This is a genomic window from Lederbergia graminis, from assembly GCF_042655485.1.
Classification (GTDB): Bacteria; Bacillota; Bacilli; order Bacillales; family Bacillaceae_C; genus Lederbergia; species Lederbergia graminis.
On the sequence record NZ_JBHSMC010000046.1, the window covers coordinates 26,360 to 46,580 of the forward strand.

Here is a 20,221-nt window from a genome sequence, read left to right on the forward strand (position 1 = left end):
AATAAAAATGTGAATCAGGAGGTTCGTTACATGGCTATTCATAATGTAGTAGATCAGATGGATGTGAAGGAGGCTTATAATTGCTGGTTACAGTATAGAAAAGTAGATAATGACAAGTTATTTCAATTGTATTTTAAGTCAGTTGCTGCTGTAAGTAATTCGCTTATTATTCAATCTGTAATACAAGAACTTGAACTGGCTTTTCACTCCATGTATGGCAAGGGTCCAGATATTTCACAACAAATACATGAGCAAACAACTCTTATTTTAGCAACTTATCAAGATATCAAATTAGCTGACTATGGATTGAATGGTGATATTTTTCAGGAAATAAACGATGAAGGATATGTTATCAAATCATCAAAAAATGGCGATAAAGAAGCGATTTTACTAATAGGAAAAACAGATAAAGGTGTGCTATACGCAACCCACCATTTATTACGGCTTATCCAAACAGGAGAAACACTAAAAGAACTAAACATTTTGGAATCCCCACGAAATAAAATTCGAATGATTAATCAATGGGACAACATGAATGGCAGTATAGAACGTGGTTATGCAGGGAAATCCATTTTCTATGAGAATAATAAAATTACTTCCAATATGGAGCGAATTAAAGATTATGCGAGATTATTATCTTCCGTTGGGGTTAATGCCATTTCTATTAATAACGTAAATGTATGGAAAGTGGAAACAAATTTAATAACAAATGTATTACTGCCTGATGTGGCTAAAATTGCGGATATTTTACGAGCTTATGGAATCAAAACTTTTCTAAGTATTAATTTTGCAAGCCCAATCGAAATAGGTGATTTAACAACTGCTGATCCACTCGATAACGATGTAAAACAATGGTGGAAGCAAAAAGTAGAAGAAATCTACCGTTATATCCCAGATTTTGGAGGGTTTGTTGTAAAAGCTGATTCTGAGCATCGCCCAGGTCCGTTTTCATATAACAGAAATCATGCAGATGGAGCAAATTTATTAGGAGAAGCATTACAACCTTTTAATGGAATAGTTATTTGGAGATGTTTCGTTTATAACTGCATGCAAGATTGGCGAGATCGTTCTACAGATCGTGCAAGAGCTGCATATGATCATTTTAAACCATTAGATGGTCATTTCTTGGACAATGTTATTTTACAAATCAAAAATGGACCAATGGACTTCCAAGTACGTGAGCCTGTTTCACCGCTATTTGGAGCATTGGAAAGTACGAACCAAGTGCTTGAATTCCAGATTACCCAGGAATATTTAGGGCAACAGAGAGATCTGTGCTATTTAGTACCAATGTGGAAGGAAGTGCTTGAATTCGATACGTATAGTAAAGGTGCAGGTTCAACTGTAAAAACGATTGTGGATGGTTCGCTTTTTAGTTCTAAAATTAGCGGAATAGCTTCAGTCTCCAATATAGGAAATGATGTGAATTGGACAGGGCATACATTAGCACAGGCGAATTTATTCGGGTATGGACGTCTCATTTGGAATCCGGACTTAGCGGCGGAAGAGATTTCGAGGGAATGGATTCAACTGACATTTGGTAATGATGAAACTGTCATCGAACAAATTAATCATATGTTACTAGACTCATGGGGAATATATGAAAACTATACAACACCATTAGGAATCGGATGGATGGTGAATCCAAACCACCATTACGGGCCAAATGTTGATGGTTACGAGTATTCAAGATGGGGCACCTACCATTTTGCTGATCGAGATGGAATTGGAGTAGACAGAACGATGGAAACAGGAACAGGTTATACAGGTCAATATTTCTCTCCTAATAAAGAAATGTTTAACTCGTTAGATACATGCCCAGATGAATTATTACTATTTTTCCACCATGTGCCATATACACATACATTAAAGTCTGGAGAAACAGTTATTCAACATTACTACAATTCTCATTTCAAAGGTGTAGAGCAGGTAGAAGAATTGATTGCTAGATGGATTCTCCTCGAAGATAAGATAGATTCATATAGATTTCACAATGTCCTGGAGCGTTTGAAAATGCAATTAAAGAATGCGAAAGAATGGCGTGATCAAGTTAATACGTATTTTTATCGTAAATCTGGAATTCCCGATGAAAAAAACAGAAAAATTTATTGAGGATTGTGATCATAATGAATTCGAAAGTGCTTTTTAATAATGGATGGGAGTTTGCCATAACGGCTCTAAATGAATCATATAACAAAGAGCTACCTTTCGAACCTATCGATATTCCACATGATTGGCTTATTTATAACACATTGAACCTTTACGAAAATAGTATTGGCTGGTATCGAAAGCGTTTCTCTTATGTAAAGAATGAAAACGAAGAAGTTCTCTTATGTTTTGATGGTGTCTATATGGATTCTTCTGTATTTATAAATGACCAGTTTGTTGGTGAATGGAAATATGGATATTCATCCTTTGAGCACGAGATAACGGAAGCGTTGGTAGACGGAGAAAATGAAATTATTGTAAAAGTTGTATATCAAAGCCCGAACAGTAGATGGTATTCAGGTGCTGGAATCTATCGTAATGTTTGGCTAAAGACCAGAGGTAAAACACATATCGATACGAATGGTATTTACATTTCCACGAAAAAGCAAGAGCAAGGTTGGACCGTGGAAGTAGATACATCATTGAAAGTGAAGGAGGATGTACAGCTCTCTCATACCATCATGTATAAAGGTGTGGAAATCACTAGTTCGAAATCACAGATTCATGTAGAAGATAAAAGTGAAAAGCTAAATGAACAAAGTCTATTCGTTGCGGATGCTTTATTATGGAGCATGGAAGAGCCGATTCTTTATGAAATACGAACAGAACTAAAGAGTGAAAATGGGACGCTAATCGAAACGATAACACAAAAAATTGGATTTCGAACACTTGAATTAGATGCAAATGATGGTTTCCTCCTGAATGGAGTAAGGATGAAGTTAAATGGGGTATGTGAGCATCATGATTTAGGAGCATTAGGCGCAGCTTTTAACAAAACAGCGTTAAAAAGAAGGCTGGATATTTTGAAAGAGATGGGTGTTAATGCAATTCGTACTGCTCATAATATGCCGGCTAAGGAATTAATGGACTTGGCGGATGAAATGGGATTTCTTGTGATTACAGAAGCTTTTGATATGTGGGAAAGACCGAAAACACGTTATGATTATGGGCGTTTTTTCAAGGAATGGGCACCTGTTGATGTGAAAAGTTGGGTGATGAGAGATCGTAATCATCCAAGCTTATTAATGTGGAGTATTGGAAACGAAATCTACGATACACATGCGGATGAGCGAGGACAAGAAATTACTAGAATGTTAATGACAGAGGTACAAAAATATGATCCGAAAGAGAATGCAAAAATTACAATTGGGTCAAATTATATGCCATGGGAAAATGCCCAAAAAGTAGCTGATATTGTGAAGGTCGCTGGCTATAATTATGGTGAAAAATATTATCATACTCATCATGCAAAGTATCCAGATTGGATAATTTATGGGAGTGAAACAGCGTCTGTCGTCCAAAGTAGAGGAATTTATCATTTTCCATATGAGCAATCCATCCTTGCAGATGATGATGAGCAATGTTCTGCACTTGGAAATAGTTCAACGAGTTGGGGTGCTAAATCAGCAGAAGCTTGCATTATAGCGGATAGGGATGCTCGATTCTCACTCGGTACGTTTATTTGGACTGGATTTGATTATATTGGTGAACCTACACCATATCATACGAAGAATTCATATTTTGGTCAGATTGATACTGCTACATTTAAAAAGGATTCTTATTATGTGTATCAAGCTGCATGGACAGATTACAAGAAAAAGCCAATGGTACACATTTTACCTTACTGGGATTGGAATGAAGGACAAATAATCGATGTTCGTGTTTGCTCGAATGCTCCAAAAATTGAATTAAAGCTGAATGGAAAAACGATAGGAACTCATAAGATTGATCATCAAAAAGGTTTTGAAATAACTGGTTGGTGGAAAGTACCGTATGAGCATGGCGAATTAAAAGCAATAGCTTATGATGAAAATGATGTTGTAATTGCAACAGATGTAAGAAAATCATTTGGGGATGCTGCGAAAATTCGCTTAAAAGCAGATAAAGAAGGCCTTGTCGCCAATGGCACTGACTTACTTTTTATAGAAATCAGCATGGAAGATAAAGACGGAAATCCAGTAGAGAATGCAAATAATCGGGTTCATGTAAATGTGACAGGCGCAGGTCGTTTAGTTGGACTTGATAATGGGGATAGTACAGATTTTGACCAGTACAAAGGTACAAGCAGAAGACTATTTAGTGGAAAATTGATGGCTATAGTTGCCTCTACATTGGAGTCTGGAAGTGTTCAAATAGAAGTGACGTCGGAAGGTTTGGAAAGTGAGAAACTTGAGTTTGTGATATTACCAGCTGAAGAGGAAATATTGGAAGGAATTTCAGCTAGCACCAAAAATATAGAAGCTCCTATAGTGATAGGGGAAATGGAGAAGGAAATCCCGCTTCGCAAGTTAGAGATAATTAGTGATACAGGACAGAATTTCCACCCTGAGCTAAAGGAAAGGACAGTTCGAGTCAAACTGCATCCTGAAAATACTTCCTACCGAGAAGTAGAGTGGAGTGTAGTAAATGATGCAGGTATAGAATCGAATATCGCTAAAGTAGAGCCAAGTAGTCATGAAGTGAAGGTAATTGCTTTAGGGGATGGCCATTTTAGGCTGAGATGCACAAGTAAGAACGGTACAGAGAAAACAAAACTTATTTCAGAATTGGAATTTTCTGCAGAAGGTATAGGAACTGCATACAAAGATCCTTATAGCTTTATTTCTGGTGGATTGTTTGACTATAGTAAAGGTGAGGTAACAAATGGGAATGACCGCGGTGTTGCCACTAGTAGAGATGGTGAGACACAAGTAGGTTATAGAAATATTGACTTTGGCCCATATGGTTCAGATACAATCACAATTCCAATCTTTGCTTTGTCTAGCGAGGAATATCCAATTCAGATTTGGGAAGGTATGCCAGAGGAAGCAGGCAGTGAACTACTTGCTGATGTGATATATCAAAAAGAATCTAGATGGAATGTATACCAAGAAGAAACGTATACATTACCGAAAAAGTTAAAAGGTATTACCTCCATATGTTTTGTTCTAAACAATAAGGTTCATATTAAAGGTTTTTCTTTTGAAAAACAAAATAGAGCTTTTATAGAGAATAGCGCAAATACTTGTGACCATATTTATGGTGATGCATTTACAATGACAGATTGTAGTGTAGAAGGTATTGGCAACAATGTTTCATTGGAATTTAATGAAATGGATTTTACTACAGATGGAGCTACGAAACTAGTAATCAATGGGAGAACTCCGATTAATAATACGATTCATGTGCGCTTTACTAGTGAGACAGAGGAAAGTAATCAAATTGTAGAATTTATTAAATCAGATGAGTATGTGGAACGAATATTTGAACTCGAAAAAATACCAGGTCTACAAAAAGTAACGTTTGTATTCCTACCTGGAAGTAATTTCGACTTCAAAGCGTTTAAGTTTGAAAAATAATGGGATAGTAAAAACCAATGTCCTGTGTGTAAATATGGACGGTGATAATGCAACAATTCCGCTACGGAAATACACTTCGCTGATTTTTTAAGTTTTTATTAATTATTTCTATTGTTAGACAGCTCCTTCCTGTAGTACAACAATTCAAGCACTTCAGGAAAGTCATCTTGCTAAATAATCTATCAAAGAAAGCCAAACTATTCTGATTTACTTCAGCTTAGTTTGGCTATATATTTATTATCTTATTTCTGTTGTGAATGGTGATGCTGGGAGGCCTTCTTTGTTGTATAGGTTTGCTCCTTCTGGGTTGGATGCCCATGCGTAACGGACGCTGGTTGGTTGTTTTACATGGTTGCTGCTTACTATCACTTTATCTCCGCTGATTTCGGCCATAGCAGGTACGAAGTTTCCGTCTTCACCACTAATTACAAATGTTTTTAGTTCGCCACCATGTGCAACTAATCCACTGCCAATATTAGTAAAATATAAATGGATGCTACCATCGATAATCTCCATCTTCTCGTACAATGGGCCACTATAAACGAGCTCTTCCCCATAAGCAATTTTCATTGCTCCTAAAGCGAGGCGCTCACCTACCGTTTTCTTATCTTGAGGATGAAGGTCATTATGCTCACCAGCATCTATTATAACAGCCATCGCAGTGTTTGGAACATGTAGCGATAATCGTTGCTCATCACGAAGTAATGCCCAATGACTGAAATTCGCATCTTTTTCACCAGTGTCTAAACTTGTTAATTGTGTAAATAGAAAAGGAAGATCTCCTTGTCTCCAATTTTCTCTCCAGTCCTTTACCAAATTCGCAAAAAGGTTACTATAACCAATAGGTCTTCCAGTATTTGATTCACCTTGATACCATGCAAATCCTTTAATTCGGTAATCCCGAAGTGGTGTAATCATCGCATTGTATACTCCTGTAGGTTTAAATTGGAAGAAGGTCGGAGGTCCTAATGGTTCAGTAATCGCTCCAATTTTATACTTCCATGTCCCCTCTAAGTTGAGTTCTTCACCATTTGCAGCTATTTTATAAGGCATGTCTTTAATAAAGCCTCCAGCTGAACCGGAACTAATAACACGAACCGTAATGGAATTTTTCCCTTCACGAAGTACACCTGCAGGTATGGAATAACGTCTTGGTGGGTAACGATAGCCTGTTGTCCCTACTAGTGTCCCATTAATATACGTTTGATCAGCGTCAATCAGCGTACCAAGGTATAACTTTGCTTCTGTACCTGCAAGAGATTTTGGTACCTCAAATTCACGTTTACACCAAACTGCTCCTCTAATATCTAGGTCGCTATTTTCCCATGTATTGGGTACTTCCAACTCACTCCAATTATTTGTATCTACTTCCTCCGTAAACCAATGTTCTTGTAATCCTATATCTTTTTCATTTAAATTGCGGTGCCAATCTTGCATCCGCTTCTCATCGTTTTCCTTTGTTTTTCTTACATACTCATCATCTTTGATTTGGTCTAACTCTTCATCATAACCGCCGATTTCTCTAAGTGTTATTTCACTCATCCAAGCTTCGATTGGAGTTCCTCCTACAGCAGTATGGATTAATCCAATTGGCACGCCATGTTTTTTATATAATTTTTGCGCAAAAAAATAGCCAACTGCGCTGAAGTTCATCACGTTTTCACCAGTTGCATTCATCCAACTACCACCATCTAACTCATTTCTTGGACCTTTGAAATCATATATTTGCGGCACATTGAATTGTCTTATATTTGGTTCGTTTATATCTTTTACCTCATCGTATAATAAATCTAGTGTTCTATTAATAGGTAATTCCATGTTGGATTGCCCACCAAGCACCCAAACATCTCCAATTAATATATCTGAAATTACAACTCTTTCATCTTCTGTAGATATCTCCATTTCATAAGGTCCGCCGGGTTGTAAATTAGCTAGTTCAATCGACCATTCCCCACTGTGATTGGATAATGTCGTGTATGTTTCGCCTAGGAAAGAAAGACTAACTTCCTTAGAAACTTCAGTCTTCCCGGAAATAGCTATTTGTTCATTACGTTGGAGAACCATCCCGTTACTAATTAACGTTGATAATTTCATTTGACTTCCTTCTTTCATTTTAATAGTTCGTTATATTTTGATAATATGCCAAATAAAACTAAATCAAAAGACTTCTAATAAAGGAACTATACTTTGAGGGGTAATTGAGTAGAGAGAGTAGGGTAATTTTGTTAACTGAAACGTTTATAATGGTACATGACTATGCTAGTAATATAAATATTTAGGGGTGGACAGAATGAGTGAGGCTGCATTTTATAGCGGGAAGTATAGGAATGTCTTTCGTGAATATGGCTATTCGGAAGAAGAAATAAATGAAAGATTACAAGATACTTGGGATAAATTATTTTCTGATAAGCATCCAGAAACACAGATTTATTTCACAGTTGGTGATGATGAGGCATATATGCTAGATACTGGTAATAACGATGTGAGAACAGAAGGCATGTCTTATGGAATGATGATGGCAGTTCAATTGGATAATAAAGAAGTTTTTGATCGCTTATGGAAGTGGACCTATAAAAATATGTATATGACAGAAGGAGTTCATGCAGGCTATTTTGCATGGTCATGTAACCCTGATGGCTCAAAGCGTGCATACGGACCAGCCCCGGATGGAGAGGAATATTTTGCGATGGCACTCTTCTTTGCCTCACATCGATGGGGGGATGGGGAAGGAGTATTTAATTACGGCCAACAAGCAAGAGATTTATTGAGATCTTGTCTACATAATGGCGAAGACGGAGAAGGATATCCAATGTGGAATCCGGAAAATAAATTGATCAAGTTTATTCCGGAGGTCGAATTCTCTGATCCTTCCTATCATTTGCCGCATTTCTATGAACTGTTTGCATTGTGGGCGTATCCAGAAGATCGTGCTTTTTGGAAGGAAGCAGCAACTGCTAGTAGAAAGTATTTAAAGATTGCCTGTCATCCAGAAACAGGATTAGCACCAGAATATGCATATTATGATGGTACACCAAATAATGAAAGGGGTTACGGACATTTCTTCAGTGACTCCTACCGTGTTGCCTGTAATATCGGATTAGATTATGAGTGGTTTAAAGATGAGGAATGTCCAGTTGAAATTAATGAACGAATTCAACAGTTTTTTGTTGATAAGGATCCAGAGGATTTTCGTAGATATACGATTTCAGGAGAGCCTTTTGAGGAGAAATCTCTACATCCAGTAGGACTAGTGGCTACAAATGCAATGGCATCACTTTGTACGAGTGGCCCAAATGCCCAGAAATGTGTGGAATTATTTTGGAATACACCAGTTCGTACAGGAGACAGAAGATATTACGATAATTGTTTATATTTATTTAGCTTTCTAGCATTGAGTGGAAATTATAAAATTTGGATGCCTACTGAATAAGTGTGTAGAATTGGGCATTTCGAAAGGGTCGATATAATGAGTAGATTTATATTATCTGCTTTTGCAGATGAAATTGATAGTAACTTAGATACACAAATGGACGTGCTGGACGCACATGATATTAAACATATTGAAATGAGAGGCGTTAATGGCAAACTTTTAGTTCATTATACTTTGGAAGAAGTAAAAGAAATTAAGAGAAAACTAGATGATAGAGGTTTTAAACTGTCTGCTATTGGTTCGCCTTTAGGAAAAATTGGCATTACGGATGAATTTGAACCGCATTTAGAGTTATTTAAACATACATTAGAAATTGCCAAATTAATGGAATGTAAGTATATTCGTATGTTTAGCTTTTACATTCCAAAAGGCGAGGACCCTAGTAATTATCGAGATGAAGTGATGAGCCGTTGGCAAAGCTTTGCTGATGCAGCAGAAGGAAGTGGAGTAATTCTTCTCCACGAAAATGAATCTGGAATTTATGGGGATACACCGGAAAGATGTTTAGATTTGATGAAGACATTGAATCGCCCACATGTTAGGGCAATATTCGATTTCGCAAACTTTGTTCAATGCAATGCGAAAAATTATCCAGAGGGCTATGAGCTTCTCCAAGATTATATCGAATATATTCATATAAAAGATGCCTTGTATAGCAACCATCGTGTCGTCCCTGCAGGAGAAGGCGATGGGAATGTAGCTGAAATTCTAAAAGTATTACATGAAAGAGATTTTGAAGGTTTTTTATCACTTGAACCACATCTTTGGGGATATTCCGACTTCTCTTCACTTGAACCTGGAGATCCAGGATACGAATTAGAAGAAAGCGAAGCAAAAAGATTTGCAGTTGCCGTAAAAGCTTTGAATAAAATAATAAAAACGATAGTTTCATAAACATCAAGTTAAAGGAGTTCAATAAAAATGAAAACATTTGAAAATCCAATACTACCAGGATTCTATCCTGATCCATCAATTTGTAGAGTAAACGATGATTACTATTTAGTAACATCCACTTTTGCTTATTACCCGGGAGTTCCAATTTTTCACAGTAAGGACTTAGTGAATTGGGAACAAATAGGACATGTACTGGATAGGCCATCACAATTACCATTAGATGGTTTAAGGCAATCAGAAGGAATTTTTGCACCAACCATTCGCTATCATGATGGTGTATTCTACATGATTACGACAAATGTAGGTAGAGGTGGGAACTTTTTTGTAACCGCTACAGATCCTGCTGGACCATGGTCTGATCCCTATTATTTAAAAGCACCAGGTATCGATCCATCATTGTTTTTTGATGATGATGGAAAAGTTTATTATACGGGAACGAGACCAGCACCAGAAGGGGAAAAATACTTTGGTAACTATGAAGTATGGTTACAAGAATTAGATTTAGAAACGAAACAATTAGTAGGAGAACCTGTTGGGCTGTGGCGTGGTGCTCTAAAGGATGTTGTTTGGCCAGAAGGACCTCATATATACAAAAAAGACGATTACTATTATTTGTTAATTTCCGAGGCAGGGACTGCTCATCACCATGCAGTTACGGTTGCTAGAAGTAAAAAAATTGATGGTCCATACGAGGGGAATCGCGGAAATCCAATTCTTACTCATAGACATTTAGGTAAAAACTATCCAATTGTGAATGTTGGTCACTGTGATTTAGTTGAAACACAAAATGGCGAGTGGTGGGCTGTAGGGTTAGCTTCACGACCATATGGTGGCTATTATCGAAACTTAGGAAGAGAAACATTTTTAATCCCTGTCACATGGGAGGACGGCTGGCCAGTCATGTGTGAAGGAACCGGTAGGCTGGAAGCAACATACCCTGTTCCTAATCTACCAATTGGAAAACCAGCATTACAATCTGCTTGTGACCATTTTGAGAGTGAAGAACTCGATTTCAAATGGCATATACTTCGTACACCAAAGGAGAAGTTTTATAGTTTATCAGAACGACCTGGATATTTAAGTTTACAATTAAGACCGCAAAAAATTACAGAACTAGATCAACCAAGTTTTATTACTAGAAGACAACAGCATATTAACTTCTCTGCAACAACAGTAATGGAATTTTCTCCAGAAAATGAAAATGAAGTGGCGGGAATTGTGTTACAACAAAGTAATGAATATCACTTCAGCTTTATTTATACACAAAAAGGTGATGAAAAGATTATAAAACTAGTTAAATGTTCAAATAAGGAAGAAGAAGTACTGGCAGAAGCACCAATTCAGTCCAATAAACTGTATTTAAAAGTAACAGCATATGGACAAGATTATAATTTTTACTATGGTGAGAGTATAAATAATTTTGAAACTCTCATTGAAAATGTAGATGGAAGAATATTGAGTACTGATGTAGCAGGTGGTTTTGTCGGAGCTGTAATTGGTTTATATGCTAGTTCAAATGGAGCGGAAAGTAATAATAAAGCATATTTTGATTGGTTTGAATATGTAGGGTTATAAAGAAGGGATTGCAAATCATGACAAATGTTACTCGTAACAATAAATTGCTTTGGTATCGACAGCCTGCTAGAAATTGGAATGAAGCATTGCCAATTGGGAATGGAAGACTAGGTGCTATGGTTTTTGGTCTAGTTGGAAATGAGCGGATTCAGCTCAACGAAGATTCTGTATGGTACGGAGGCCCAAGAGATAGAAACAACCCTGATGCACTTAGCAATTTGTCAAAAGTAAGAGAATTGTTAGCTGAAGGTAGGATAAAAGAGGCAGAAGAATTAGCTGCACTTGCACTCGTTGGAATTCCAGAATCACAGCGTCATTATGAACCACTGGGAGATGTATGGATTAACTTCCATCATCGTCAGGAACTCGCTACTAACTATAGACGGGAATTAAATCTTGCCAACGGATTAGTAAATGTTGAATACGAATACAATGGTGTCGAATATAAGCGTGAGATATTTGCGAGTTATCCTAATGAAGTCATCATGATGCGAATCACTGCTTCTGAAAAACAAGCAATTTCATTTCAATTGCACTATGATCGCGGGAATACGCGCAACTTAGATGAGACAGTACCCTTACATTCTAATTGTTTAATAATGCGCGGGGAAACCGGCGGCGGAAATGGGATCAGCTTCCGAAGTGGTGTGAGGGTAATACCAGAAAACGGAGAAGTAACTACGATTGGAAATCGACTCATTGTGAAAGATGCAGATGCAGTAACGATTTTAATAGCTGCAGCAACTTCCTATCGTTTTGTGGAACCTGAGACTCAATGCCTGAAGGTGTTAGAGAGTGCAGCAAACATAAGTTATTTGAATTTGCTACAGAATCACCAAGACGATTATCAATCATTGTTTAACCGTGTTGAGTTAGAGCTAGGAAAAGAAAACGATAAGCGCCAACTTCCAACTGATGAGAGACTACAGTTATTAAAAGACGGGGAAGAAGATGCGGATTTAATTAGTACGTATTTTCACTTCGGGCGTTATTTGCTTATTTCTAGTAGTCGCCCCAATTCCTTACCAGCTACATTGCAGGGAATTTGGAACGAGAGTATGCTCCCGCCATGGGATAGTAAATATACGATAAATATTAATACACAAATGAACTATTGGACTGCAGAAGTTTGTAATCTATCCGAATGTCATCAACCGTTATTTGATCACATTGAGAAGATGAGAGAACCAGGAAGGAAGACAGCTGAAGTTATGTATGGCTGTCGAGGTTTTACAGCTCATCATAATACAGACATTTGGGGAGACACTGCGCCACAAGACATCTATATGCCTGCTACGATATGGCCATTAGGAGCAGCATGGCTATGTCTTCATTTATGGGAGCATTTTGAATATAACGGTGATATTTCATTTTTGAAAAATGCATATGAGACAATTAAAGAGTCAGCGTTATTTTTCGTTGATTATCTAGTAGAAACTCCTACTGGTGAGCTTATTACAACACCATCTGTATCTCCAGAGAACACTTATATTTTGTCCAATGGAGAAAGGGGCACATTATGTGAAGGTCCATCCATGGACAGTCAAATTATTTATGAGCTATTCTCCAGTTGTATTTCTGCTAGTAAGATATTAGAAATCGATGAAGAGTTTCGTCAGGAGTTAGCTCGTTTGAGAGATAAGTTACCGAAACCGAAAATCGGAAAACATGGCCAAATCCAAGAATGGTATATAGATTATGATGAAGCAGAACCTGGACATCGGCATATATCCCATTTATTTGCTCTCCATCCAGGAAAGCAAATTGTACCTGGAGAAACGGATGAATGGGCACGTGCTGCAAGAGTGACATTAGAACGGAGATTACAGCATGGTGGTGGTCATACAGGCTGGAGCCGTGCATGGATCATTAATATGTGGGCTCGCCTGCATGATGGTGAACGAGCATACAACAATGTTCATGAATTATTGAAATCATCAACATTACCTAATATGTTTGATAATCATCCACCTTTTCAAATTGATGGAAACTTTGGAGGTACTGCTGGTATCGCAGAGATGCTGTTGCAAAGCCACAATGATGTAATTCATATCCTCCCAGCACTTCCGAAAGCTTGGAAAGAAGGTAGTGTTAAAGGATTAAAGGCACGAGGTGGATTTGAGGTTGAAATCAAGTGGAGTAACGAACAATTAGAGTATATGGCAATAACATCTGAAAAAGGTGGAGTATGTAAAATTAGATTACCACATAGTCAAGGAAAAGTATTTGAAGTGGAAATTGCACCAGGTCAAAGTTTCGTGTATGAGTCACAACTAAGTGAAAAAACAGTATGAGTGGGAATTGATGGTGGTGTATGATTCCCATTGGAGTGAAAAATAGGTGATGATGGGAATCAAAGTGGTATTATGATTCCCGTTGAGGTGGAAAATTGTGGTGAATGGGAATCAAAGTTGCCTTATGATTCCCCTTGGAGTGAAAAATAGGTGAGGATGGGAATCAAAGCGGCCGAATGACTCCGGTTGAAGTGAAAAACAGTCGTGCATGGGAATCAAAACAGCTGTATGATTCCCATTGAAGCAAAAAACACGCATGAATAGGAATCATACAAGTTTCTTTTATAATTTTTATCGTGGCTCAAGATTATAGGTAAATAGCAAACTAGCTTATACCCATGTTAAAAGGATAAGCTAGTTTTTTATTAAATAGTTTTATTTTGAATACGCTCAATTGTTTTATGCAGGTCATCTGGTCGATGAAATTCGATTGGAGATACGCCTTTTTCAAAAATAACAGAATCTGCTTCTACTAATAAAACATATTTGTGGTTTATTTTTGCTAAATGGATGTTCTCTCCAAAATCGGCTAGTTTTCCTTTGATAGAAGTGTCGCCAATTTTTAATTTCAATTCTGTTTCAGGTGCAACTTCTACAATTTGCGCTGTAGCTTCCATTACTTGTTCTGTTGTTAAACGCTCCTGAATTTCCCTTTGAGGACTCGCTTCCCAGATTTCCATTTCTTTTTCGAACTGCTGAAGTTCTTCACTATTATCCTCTAATACTTCATGGAAATGTTCTTCTACCATCGTTTTTACTTGATTGCGTAAAATCTCTGGCATTGGCTCTCCATACTCCACAAACTTTAAAAAATCCTCAAAGTAGCGAGCATGTGAAGCTTGATGAATCTTTAATTCGCTTTCCTCTACCATGCCGTCTTCTGGCATATAAGGATACTGAATAGATTTCATGTTCTTTGTAGTAATCGCCATTTCTACATTTTTGATTAAAGTCGATTCGTCGGAAATGGATGCTACCTTTGGTTCGAAGTCGCATTTCATTATAAAGACAAAACGATCATCGAAGAACTTTTTTGGTTTTGCAGCAGCTACAAGAAATGCTCCGCCTCGAACAGCACTCGTATCAAGATACGCTCGCAATAATTCTTCACTTGCAGTTTGAAAATCAGTTTTTTGTTCTGCGGTCCTTAAGCGATGTAATAAATTGTAATTTGGATTGGAACTAAGCTCATGCCCTTCTTCCACGATAAAACGTCCCAATTTTGTGGGTACTGTATCGGATTTTGGATGGCGTTCCACTTTTCGTTTGACGATTTTTGTTAATTCACCATCAAGGAAATCCTTAATCGCATGTTGTTCATACTCGTCTGTATCTAATGTTTGAAAATGTTTATAATGTTTTGTAGCATTGTCGTCATTACCTTCAACTTGAATTACATTGAAGGACAAATATAAAATATCGAAGTCCATGTACTCACCTTGTTTGTTTTATTCACAACTCTTCAAGTATAGGAAACTCACAATCTGGCGTCAATGGATATTGATGGTGGGAATTTTATGTGATAAATATCACTGTAATTATTTAGGTTAGGGTTATGATAAAATAGAGAGGATAGGGAGGTTATTTAATGGCTGAGCAAAAATTACAATCGGTATATGATCAGATTGGCCCAGACATGATTGAACAGTTAGTAAATGCATTTTATCCAAAAGTATATGCTGATCCAAATATAAGTCATCTCTTCGAAGGTGATATGAGTATTATAATGGAGAAACAAAGAATGTTCTTAACACAGTTTCTTGGAGGTCCACCGTTATATAGTCAAGAATACGGTCCACCTGCAATGCGCCGACGTCACTTGCCATTTGAGATTACACCAAGTCGTGCACAAAGTTGGTTAAGGTGTATGGGAGAAGCGTTTGAAGAGATTGGTTTAAGTGAACATCCTGTAGGTCCGATGTTTTATGAGCGACTTAAGCAAGTAGCTGCAATTATGGTTAATACAGAGGAGTGATCCATTCGGTCGCTCCTTAAAATGGGGGAAGAACGTTGGCAACCATATACAGTATTCTAGTGGTTATTCATATATTTTCTGCAATCCTTGGCATGGGCCCAGGATTTATTTTAACTTTTGTAGCAAGATCTGCGAAAACGATGCAAGAGTTAAGACATGCATATGCGATAAAGCATCGTTTACATATTTTTGTTATGGTTGGGGGATCGTCATTACTTATTTCGGGGTTATTAATGGGAGCAATCAACCCAAGTCTATTTTCAATGGGGTGGTATGTGACAAGTCTCACACTCTTTCTAATTGCTTTAGCATTTGGTCCATTCCTGTTAAAACCAATATCTACACCCATAAAAGAATTACTCGCAACATATGAAGGTGAGGAAATCCCCCCTGAATATTATCGTTTGGCTAAAAAGCTAGACAATGTGGAACACTTAGAAAATATTATTTTTCTAGTGATTATTGCATTAATGATTTTAAAACCATGGTGAAATTGATCTATGATGTAGAGAGATTTGCGCAGTTCTAAAAATAGCGCAGTCTCTCTATTATTTTCTAGCTAAGAAATCATTTATTGCTTTCCGATGACTACCAACCATTTTTTCAGGAAGATTGTTTAGTGGGTAGTATTGGATATTCAGTGACTCATCGTCATGAACAGATGCGGTTCCTTGTATAATATCATTCGTGACGTAAATCATTGTAACTGCATAGTATTCGTCTCCATTTTGGGCTACGACATAACTTTGAGGACCGGAAGATACATTCAGTAATTGTAGTTCACCAAGTGTGAGTCCAGTCTCCTCGAACACTTCCCGGCGTGCACAGTCTTCAGTTGATTCACCTAGCTCCATTAACCCACCAGGTAATCCCCATACACCATAAGGATAAGTGCGTTGCTGCAATAAAACTTCATTTTTGTCATTTAAAATAATGCAAATGGAACCGACTAGAATTAGTGGTCTCGTCCCCACTATTTTTCTTAATTCTTCTACATAAGACAAATTAATCACCTCTCTACAAGAGCTTATACATATTAAGTTTCCTATCATCTATTATGCACGAAAAAACTTATGGTGACAGGCTTATTGCGAATTTAGACCATTGCCTATCGAACTTGATCCTTGCAACTCACGTACATTCTTGGGAGATCGCATTTTATTCATGCGGGTTCGGCTGTTATTCTTGCGGGTTCACTTGTTAATCTTGCGGGATCACCTGTTATTCTTGCATGTTCACCCCATAATCTTGCGGCAACTGCTCACTTTCTTGCGAGATATTCCACTAATCTTGCGGTTGAACAGGTTATTTTTGCAGCTCCCTTGGATTCTTGCCCAATCACCCGTTATTCTTGCAGGTTCACTCCATAATCTTGAGGCAACAGCCCACTTTCTTGCGAGATATCCCACTAATCTTGCGGTTGAACAGGTTATTTTTGCAGCTCCCCTGCATTCTTGCGGAATAACCCGTTATTCTTGCATGATCACTCCATAATCTTGCGGCAACTACTCGCTTTCTTGCGAGACATCCCATTAATCTTGCGGATACACAGGTTATTTTTGCAGCTCCCCTGCATTCTTGCGGAATCACCCGTTATTCTTGCATGATCACTCCATAATCTTGCGGCAACTGCTCACTTTCTTGCGAGATATTCCACTAATCTTGCGGATACACAGGTTATTTTTGCAGCTCCCTTGGATTCTTGCGGGTTCGGCAGTTATTCTTGCAGGTTCACTTGTTAATCTTGCGGCAACAGCTCACTTTCTTGCGAGAAATCCCACTAATCTTGCGGATACACAGGTTATTCTTGCAGCTCCCTTGCAATCTTGGGGGATCACCCGTTATTCTTGCAGGTTCACTCCATAATCTTGCGGCAACTGCTCACTTTCTTGCGAGACATCCCATTAATCTTGCGGATACATAGGTTAATCTTGCAGCTCCCTTGCATTCTTGCGGGAACACCCGTTATTCTTGCGGGTTCACTCCATAATCTTGAGGCAACAGCTCACTTTCTTGCGAGACATCCCACTAATCTTGCGGATACATAGGTTATTTTTGCAAAATGATTCAGTAACATAACTTATTATTGCTCTTGTACATATTTTTCCTCCAATAGCAGAAAATAATGACGATTAATAAACGGAGGTGTTGCTGATGTGGAAGAAGAGTTGGCTCCTATTCGTTCTATTCGGAATTGGATTTGTATTGAATCATGCTGTATTTGCGACAGAATCAGTACAAACATTATTAGAATATCGTCATGATGTCACTGGTGATGGAAAGCCAGAGAAAATTACAGTTTACGGCATTCCTTTTGAAACGGGCTCTGGTTTTTTAAGGGAGATTTGGGCCATTATTGAATTAAATAATGGAGAGACGCTTAGGATTGATTATGAAGGTGGGTATGAACCGAAACTAGAATTTGCTGATTTTAATCATGATAACGTTGATGATATTCTCTTTTCTAGTCCTACTGGAGGAAGCGGTGGTCTGTATAATTATGCTTTACATACTGTTAAAGATAACAAACTCGAGGAAATTCCTCTTCCATCGCCACTTCCAATTGAATCGTCGTTTCAAGATAACTTTAAAGCTAGTATAAAAATACCTGGCATAGAAGAAACCATTATTTTGGATGTATCTGATCGTAAAGATGAATATATAAGGTTAGGGTTATATCAAAAAAATGGCTTATTAAATGAGCCGATGGAATTAATGCTTGATCCGATTGCAATGTTTGAAGTAATTGAAATGGAAGGAAAAGAAGGATACGGTTTAAAAAGTTTTCGGCAAGTAAGTGGTGCATATCATGCAGATCAACTAGGTAGGGTAGAAGTTGAGTGGTATTATGAAAATGGTGAATGGAACCCTATTCATGTAGAATGGGTGCCAACTGGAGTAAAAACTAGAAAATAAACGATATTAAAGGTCAATGCTCATCATGGAGAATTGGCCTTTTTCATTTTTATTAATATTTTCTTGCGTAACTTCCTAATCAATTGCATACTAATCAGTATACAACTAAGGGAAATAGGGGTTTTTACATGATTAACAAGCTAGAAAAATTGCAAGAAATGACACCTACAAGAGATCCATGGGAAGCATATTTGGATGTGGAAGAGCACGGACAATTAACATTATCGAATATTGAATTTACAACCACATATCTTTGCAACATGCGTTGTGAGCACTGTGCAGTTGGATATACTTTGCAGAATAAAGATCCGGATGCTTTGCCAATTGATCTTTTGTTAAAAAGACTGGACGAGGTTAAGCATTTACGTGCGATAAGCATTACAGGTGGAGAACCGATGTTTTCAAAAAAATCGGTGGAGCAATATGTACTTCCTTTGTTAAAATATGCCCATGAACGCGGTGTACGTACACAAATGAATTCCAATTTAACAATGCCTCTAGATCGATATTTGTTGATAGCACCATATTTGGATGTGCTTCATATTTCTCATAACTGGGGAACGGTAGATGACTTTATTGATGGTGGGTTTGCTAATATGGAGCGGAAACCATCTAGAGAAAGACGGGCACAACAATTTGAGAGAATGATAGAAAACAGTCGTGCATTAGCAGAAGCAGGGGTAATGGTTTCAGCGGAGACGATGCTAAATAAAAGAACACTACCACATTTGGAGCATATCCATAAACAAATCGTGGAGGAAATGAAATGTGCTCGTCATGAGATTCATCCAATGTATCCAAGTGACTTTGCATCGAATTTAGAGGTTCTTTCTTTAGATGAGATAAGAGATGCTATTCATCATTTACTAGATGTCCGCGATGAAAATGTATGGATGCTCTTTGGTACGTTGCCATTCTATCCGTGCAGTCAAAATCCCGAAGATACGGTGCTGCTGCAACGATTATACAAAAGCAAGAATATATCATTAAGAAATGATCCAGATGGAAGATCACGCCTAAATGTAAATATTTTCTCAGGTGAGGTAATCGTAACGGATTTTGGCGATACGCCAGCACTAGGTAATATTTTAACTGAACCATTACAACCGATGTTCGATCGGTGGATTGAAGGACCTCTCGCAAAATCACTAAACTGTCATTGTCCAGCCGTGAAATGCTTAGGGCCAAATATTTTAGTGAAAAATGCATATTACAAAGATGTGAAATTCGAAGATCGTAAAGCAAACCCAACTCTTTCTATGTAAATCCTATGATTTCGTAGGTATGTGGTAAAAGAGGATTGAATAGTGACCTGTATTCAAGAATTTAAGGTATTCGGTCAATATTTCGGTTGAATAGTGCCCTTAATTAAGGAAGTTATCCAAATAGGTAACGAATCATCTGGAATAGAGCCCTGAATAATAGATTTTATGATAATAGGTCATTAATCAAGAGGAATAGAGCCCTTGATTAGAGATTTAATAAGAATCGGTCATTAATCAAGGCGAATAGTGCCCTCCATTAGGGATTTAACCAAAATAGGTTACATTGGTTACATCGAGTCTTTATAGTATGAAATATTCGAGTAAAT

At 37.6% G+C, this 20,221-nt stretch carries 13 protein-coding genes; 10 read left to right on the plus strand and 3 right to left on the minus strand.

Translation table 11 applies throughout. The features are described 5' to 3' along the window. Nucleotides 1-30: 30 nt before the first annotated feature. Both ACFPM4_RS20255 and ACFPM4_RS20260 read left to right on the plus strand, forming a co-directional pair. Complete coding sequence (locus ACFPM4_RS20255; RefSeq protein ID WP_382355906.1) at nt 31-2,112, plus strand: alpha-glucuronidase family glycosyl hydrolase; 2,082 nt, start codon at nt 31-33, stop codon at nt 2,110-2,112. Between the two features lie 14 nt (nt 2,113-2,126). Then, nucleotides 2,127-5,546, plus strand: a complete 3,420-nt coding sequence (locus ACFPM4_RS20260; RefSeq protein WP_382355909.1) for a glycoside hydrolase family 2 TIM barrel-domain containing protein — start codon at nt 2,127-2,129, stop codon at nt 5,544-5,546. Nucleotides 5,547-5,783: 237 nt separating this feature from the next. On the opposite strand, the gene ACFPM4_RS20265 is transcribed toward ACFPM4_RS20260, so the two are convergent. Beyond that, the gene (locus tag ACFPM4_RS20265) at nt 5,784-7,640 is read right to left on the minus strand and encodes a sialate O-acetylesterase (RefSeq protein WP_382355912.1); all 1,857 of its coding nucleotides are present in this window, start codon (nt 7,638-7,640) and stop codon (nt 5,784-5,786) included. Between the two features lie 196 nt (nt 7,641-7,836). Between ACFPM4_RS20265 and ACFPM4_RS20270 the strand changes: the two genes are divergently transcribed. From ACFPM4_RS20270 to ACFPM4_RS20285, 4 genes are read left to right on the plus strand one after another with little or no spacing between them, the layout of a single operon-like run. Then, nucleotides 7,837-8,976: a glycosyl hydrolase family 8 gene (locus tag ACFPM4_RS20270; protein ID WP_382355915.1), complete on the plus strand. Its 1,140-nt coding sequence runs from the start codon at nt 7,837-7,839 to the stop codon at nt 8,974-8,976. Between the two features lie 36 nt (nt 8,977-9,012). Further along, nucleotides 9,013-9,870 (plus strand): sugar phosphate isomerase/epimerase family protein, encoded by an 858-nt coding sequence (locus tag ACFPM4_RS20275; RefSeq protein ID WP_382355917.1) that lies wholly within the window; start codon nt 9,013-9,015, stop codon nt 9,868-9,870. Nucleotides 9,871-9,897: 27 nt separating this feature from the next. Then, nucleotides 9,898-11,445, plus strand: coding sequence for a glycoside hydrolase family 43 protein (locus ACFPM4_RS20280; protein WP_382355919.1), 1,548 nt, complete (start codon nt 9,898-9,900; stop codon nt 11,443-11,445). A gap of 17 nt (nt 11,446-11,462) precedes the next feature. Beyond that, nucleotides 11,463-13,739, plus strand: a complete 2,277-nt coding sequence (locus ACFPM4_RS20285; protein WP_382355922.1) for a glycoside hydrolase family 95 protein — start codon at nt 11,463-11,465, stop codon at nt 13,737-13,739. 365 nt (nt 13,740-14,104) lie between these two features. On the opposite strand, the gene ACFPM4_RS20290 is transcribed toward ACFPM4_RS20285, so the two are convergent. After that, on the minus strand, nt 14,105-15,169 hold the full coding sequence (locus tag ACFPM4_RS20290; protein ID WP_382355925.1) for a DUF3900 domain-containing protein: 1,065 nt from the start codon (nt 15,167-15,169) through the stop codon (nt 14,105-14,107). Nucleotides 15,170-15,327: 158 nt separating this feature from the next. Between ACFPM4_RS20290 and ACFPM4_RS20295 the strand changes: the two genes are divergently transcribed. Beyond that, nucleotides 15,328-15,714 (plus strand): globin domain-containing protein, encoded by a 387-nt coding sequence (locus ACFPM4_RS20295; protein ID WP_382355928.1) that lies wholly within the window; start codon nt 15,328-15,330, stop codon nt 15,712-15,714. 35 nt (nt 15,715-15,749) lie between these two features. Further along, nucleotides 15,750-16,205: a DUF2269 family protein gene (locus ACFPM4_RS20300; protein WP_382355931.1), complete on the plus strand. Its 456-nt coding sequence runs from the start codon at nt 15,750-15,752 to the stop codon at nt 16,203-16,205. Nucleotides 16,206-16,262: 57 nt separating this feature from the next. On the opposite strand, the gene ACFPM4_RS20305 is transcribed toward ACFPM4_RS20300, so the two are convergent. Continuing rightward, a complete protein-coding gene (locus ACFPM4_RS20305) occupies nt 16,263-16,727 on the minus strand; it encodes an NUDIX hydrolase (protein WP_318281107.1) in 465 nt (154 codons plus the stop codon). Between the two features lie 1,141 nt (nt 16,728-17,868). On the opposite strand from ACFPM4_RS20305, the gene ACFPM4_RS20310 reads away from it, so the two are divergent. Further along, complete coding sequence (locus ACFPM4_RS20310) at nt 17,869-18,630, plus strand: hypothetical protein (RefSeq protein WP_382355936.1); 762 nt, start codon at nt 17,869-17,871, stop codon at nt 18,628-18,630. Between the two features lie 128 nt (nt 18,631-18,758). Next, on the plus strand, nt 18,759-19,895 hold the full coding sequence (gene yfkAB, locus ACFPM4_RS20315) for a radical SAM/CxCxxxxC motif protein YfkAB (protein ID WP_382355939.1): 1,137 nt from the start codon (nt 18,759-18,761) through the stop codon (nt 19,893-19,895). Nucleotides 19,896-20,221 lie beyond the last annotated feature (326 nt).